2 protein-coding genes and 2 pseudogenes are annotated in these 4,498 nt (G+C 30.5%); all 4 read left to right on the forward strand.

Annotated features, from left to right (window positions below; translation table 11 throughout):
- Nucleotides 1–2,485: pseudogene (locus HMPREF1551_RS14280) on the forward strand (hypothetical protein); the annotation flags it as partial.
- A gap of 4 nt (nucleotides 2,486–2,489) precedes the next feature.
- Nucleotides 2,490–3,164 carry a hypothetical protein gene (locus tag HMPREF1551_RS11010; RefSeq protein ID WP_021629225.1) on the forward strand — a complete coding sequence of 225 codons (675 nt, stop codon included), beginning with the start codon at nucleotides 2,490–2,492 and terminating at the stop codon, nucleotides 3,162–3,164.
- Between the two features lie 97 nt (nucleotides 3,165–3,261).
- Complete coding sequence (locus HMPREF1551_RS11015; protein ID WP_021629226.1) at nucleotides 3,262–3,951, forward strand: hypothetical protein; 690 nt, start codon at nucleotides 3,262–3,264, stop codon at nucleotides 3,949–3,951.
- Nucleotides 3,952–4,023: 72 nt separating this feature from the next.
- Nucleotides 4,024–4,498 (forward strand): annotated as a pseudogene (locus HMPREF1551_RS14075) (hypothetical protein); the annotation flags it as partial.

Raw genomic sequence — 4,498 nt, forward strand, 5'->3', positions numbered from 1 at the left:
TTTTGACCAAACCGAAAGAACCCTTGCCCACGAACTCGGGCATGGTATATTCAAATTATCACATCCGTTCAAGAAGAAGCAACAAGGAAAAGTACCTTCCTTAATGGACTACACCTCCGATGAAGCCCTCCTCTTTGTTGATTGGAAGCAGATCAATGATCCTGCGTTTAAAATAGGTATTTTTCAAGGGCAGGAGGAAGGAGAAGACTTTTTTAAGAAAAACTCTTTTGTAATGGTACAAAGGTATATAGAATATTTCCGTTGTACCAGAAAACAAAAAGGAACTATCTTTGCTGATACAGATAAGGTAGATGTATATGCCTATAATATTACGGTAGATAATACAAAATACGAAAAAATAATCATTGAGTTCCTAAAAGAGGATAAGCAGTCTGTAGGTTTTGCTCCTAAGAATTACCGAAGCGACTCCAAAAAGATAGAAAGTCGTTCTAAAGATAAGATTGTAGTTACCTTTGGAGGAACGATACGTTTCTCTATATTTTCTGAAAATTATTCCAACCTAATTGATTATCTATATAGTGATAATGACAAATATGTAGAAAATGTCAAAGATATACTCAGCAATATCTCTGCATATAAAGGAGGAGATAAAGCAGCTTTTGAATATATCAATTCCTTAGATGTATGTACCCTTTCGTCTATTGACTTTGATACGATTAGAAAGGTATTAAAGGTTCTAACAGATACAAAACTTTCGCTAACAGACACGAGAGAAAAAGCCATTATTCGTATTTTGTCTTCCTTAAAAGAGAACGATTTTCCTAAGTTCATTGCACTTTTAAAAGAAGACAATTACAAAGTATTTGACAGGTTATACACAGATTTAGACGATGCTGTTTTATTCTATGGGAATGATAACTATACAGGTTTTGTAAAATTCCTTATAGAAATTTATAAAAAAGCAAATGCTGACCCTTCTACAAGCCAAGAGATCATAAAAGAGTTAACAGAAGAGACCAATGATTTTTCAATCATCTTGAATATAGCTCCTATCGACACTCGTTTTTTCCAAAGAGGTTGGTATGATCCCGAGCAAAGAAAGGTATCTGTCTACGTGATGGAAAGCACAATGATGCCTATTAAGACTACTCACGGACAAGACTTTATTCTAAAAGATATAAAGAAAGAAAAAATAGGCGACCTTTCTCCTTTATCTTACGTACTGATATACAAAACAGATAGTGGTGTCCCACAGATAGAAGCAACTTTGGGAGAGACAGATACTTCTACCTTTTATTATGCTGTCCCTGCTATATTCTTGGATTATTATCAGCATAAAAAGCACTTAGATAAGATAGAGAAAGACGCAGCCTTTGCCTTTGATATGCTCACAATAGGCGGTAGTGGCGGTCTTGCTTTAGCCACTAAGATAAGTAAAGTACGCAGAGTTTGGGCTGCGATAGAAGTTATAGGAGCAGTGGGCAATATAGCAGTGAATACCGCTCAGAGTATGAACGCTAACCTACCTTTTGCCAAAGCTGTACATTACTATAACTTGGCGATGGGAGTTATAGGGATAAAGAATATAACACAGTTAGGATATGGTGTTGCTAAAAACCTTGCAAAGAATGTCAAAGACAATGCTAAGTTATTAGAGAACTATGAGCACTGGCAGCGGGAGGTTGCACAATTAGACAATCTCCCACAAGCGGAAAGACAGCTAATAGAGAAGCAAAGAGAAGTTTGGAGAGCACTGGGATTAGAAAATTCATTAGAACAACTGAGCAACTACAAAGAGCTTTCATCTCTGCTAAAAACGCTAAGTAAAAACGCTATAGATAAACTTCTAAAGGGTTGGGATGTAGATTTGCTAAAAGCCTTAGAAAAGGATTTACTTTCTAAAACGACAGGAGCTGAGCTAAAGAAACTTTTACAAACAGAAGATGATTTTCTCAAGTGGAAACTCCTCAAAGAAGACCCTGCCTATGCCTTTGAACTTTCTAAAGAAAATAGTTCTTGGACAAAATGGGGAAAAAGTAATTTCTTTAAAACAAATACACAGTTAGGAAGACAATTTGAATCTTTAGTAAGTTCTAAAATTAGAAACATACCTCCTTTTAGTACTCTTTATAAAGACTATACACACTTAAAACAAGTATATCTAAAAGGAGTAAAAGACAATATCATTGCTGATGATTTGTTTGTAAAAGAACTACGCGATGAACGAGGAAGAAGTTATTTTAGAGCTATAATAAGTGACAGCAAGTTAAAGGCTACCTCGCCTTGGACAGCTAACCAAAAAAGCGAATTAATAGATGTCTTTAAGAATAACCCTAATAAAAAATACATAGAGTTTCAAGTAAGAACAAATAATACCCTTTTGAAAGAAGCAAATGCTCCTGAAAAATTCAGACAAGGAACAACAATTAGAATATATAGAGAGGATGTATATAAAATAATAAGTGAGGGTGATAATATTAAAATTCCTCCTATACAAATGAATAGTATTAATTTTAAGAACTAACATAATGAAAGAGTTTAGAAAAGTTTTAATCTATATTGATAGTATTCTACTACCAAAGGGATTCAAATTATTTGAGAGTGAAGAAAGTGGTTGTATAATTTGTGATTATAGAAAAAGTACAAATCAATCTATAAATAGTATAGCCTTTTTGAAAAGAGAAGATAAAATAAAAGGATTTTACTATGCTGTTAATTTTATAGAAATGGAACTCATAATAATACCTATTCTGACAAAAAACAAGTTATTTGGCGATGTAAAACCTGAAAAAATTGATGAATCTTTTTGGGTTCAAAAAGATACAAGATACACACTTTCTGATGATGGGAAAGACATTTCAGAATATGAGGAGGTCGTCAATATATTTAATCTTTTTTATAAACAAGATGCCTTTCCCTTCTTTGAAAGATGGAAAGATTTAAATGTTTTATATGAATATATTAAAGATAAAACAGAAGAAGAGTTGTGGGATATTTTAGGACAGTTTGCACCTATGAAAAAAGCAGTTATTTTAAAACTTTGCAATGATAGTAACTATCAGGAATTTATGGATAGCTATTTTCAAAAACAGAAGGAATATTTTGATGAAGACCCTAAAGATATTGATAATATAAGATATTACAACGCCTCTAAAGAACTTAAACAAGTTTTAGATAATACAAAACCTATTTACAATGTGTAAGTAATTGCAGAATAAGTGTTTATAAAATAATAAGCGAGGGAGAAAATATAAAAATTCCACCAATAAAAATGAATGATGTTAATTTTAAATAAAAGATATGTTTAGGGAACAAGTCATAAATTACATAGATAAATTTCTTAGCAACAGAGGGTTTAATTTAACAAAAGAAGGAGATAAAACTGCTCAACAACTATATTATAGTAAAAAAGAAAATGATTTAATTATTGGTATTCGGTTTTTATCTGAAATTTATGAAAATAAATATTTTTATGGTTTTGTTAATTGTAATCAAGTACCATTAGTAGAAAATATTGTAGCAAATATTCTCTATAAAAATAAAATTACAGCAGTGAAACCCAAAGATATTTATAACACAATTATGACAAGAGATTATGATGAATATAGGCTTCCTGCTGATGGAATTTTAATAGATACAGAACAAAAATCCGCAGAAGTCTGTAATTTGTTTGATAGATTTTACAATGAATACTTTATTCCTTTTTACGAAAAATGGAAAGATTTAAATGTTTTATATGAATATATTAAAGATAAAACAGAACGGGAGGAGTTGTCAGAAATTTTAGGGCAATTCTGGCAATTTAAGAAAGCTGCTATTCTAAGACTTTGTAATGATAGTAGTTATGAAGATTTTATGACTAAATTTGTAAATAGGCGAGAAGAGATATTAAAAATGCGCCCAGAAAGTATAGATGTACAAAGATATTACAACGCTTCTAAAGAACTTAAACAAGTTTTAGACAATACAGAACCTATTTACAATGTGTAAGTGGTTGCGGAATAAGTGTTTTTAAAATAATAAGTGAGGGTGATAATATAAAAATTCCTCCTATCAAAATGAATGATATTAACTTTAAATAAAGAAGAGATGATTATGTATAAAAATATGGTTCTTAATAAAATAGATGAGTTTCTTAATAAAGAGGGGTTTAATCTTATAAAAAAAGGTGATAAAACAGCTCAAAAATTAAACTACATTAAAGAGCATAATGAAATTATTTTTACAATAGAATTTTTATCTAACATTTATGACAACAATCATTTTTGGGGATTTTCTTTTACTGATAGAATACCATTAATAGAAAATATAGTTACAAACATATTGTATATGAATAAAATTATAAATGTCACACCAGAAGATATTTCATATACAATCCATTTTGAAAATGATGATAAGTATTCCTTACCGACAGAAGGAATTTTGATAAACTCTGAAGAAGCAGTCATTAAAGTGTTTGATTTATTTCATAATTTCTATTATAAACATTTTTTTCCCTTCTTTGAAAAATGGAAAGATTTAAATGTTTTATATGAAT

This window comes from Capnocytophaga sp. oral taxon 863 str. F0517, from assembly GCF_000466425.1.
Lineage (GTDB): Bacteria > Bacteroidota > Bacteroidia > Flavobacteriales > Flavobacteriaceae > Capnocytophaga.

Coding starts and splice junctions, on each gene's coding strand:
- HMPREF1551_RS11015 (WP_021629226.1), top strand. CDS start 3,262: ATGTTTAGGGAACAAGTCATAAATTACATAGATAAATTTCTTAGCAAC.
- HMPREF1551_RS11010 (WP_021629225.1), top strand. CDS start 2,490: ATGAAAGAGTTTAGAAAAGTTTTAATCTATATTGATAGTATTCTACTA.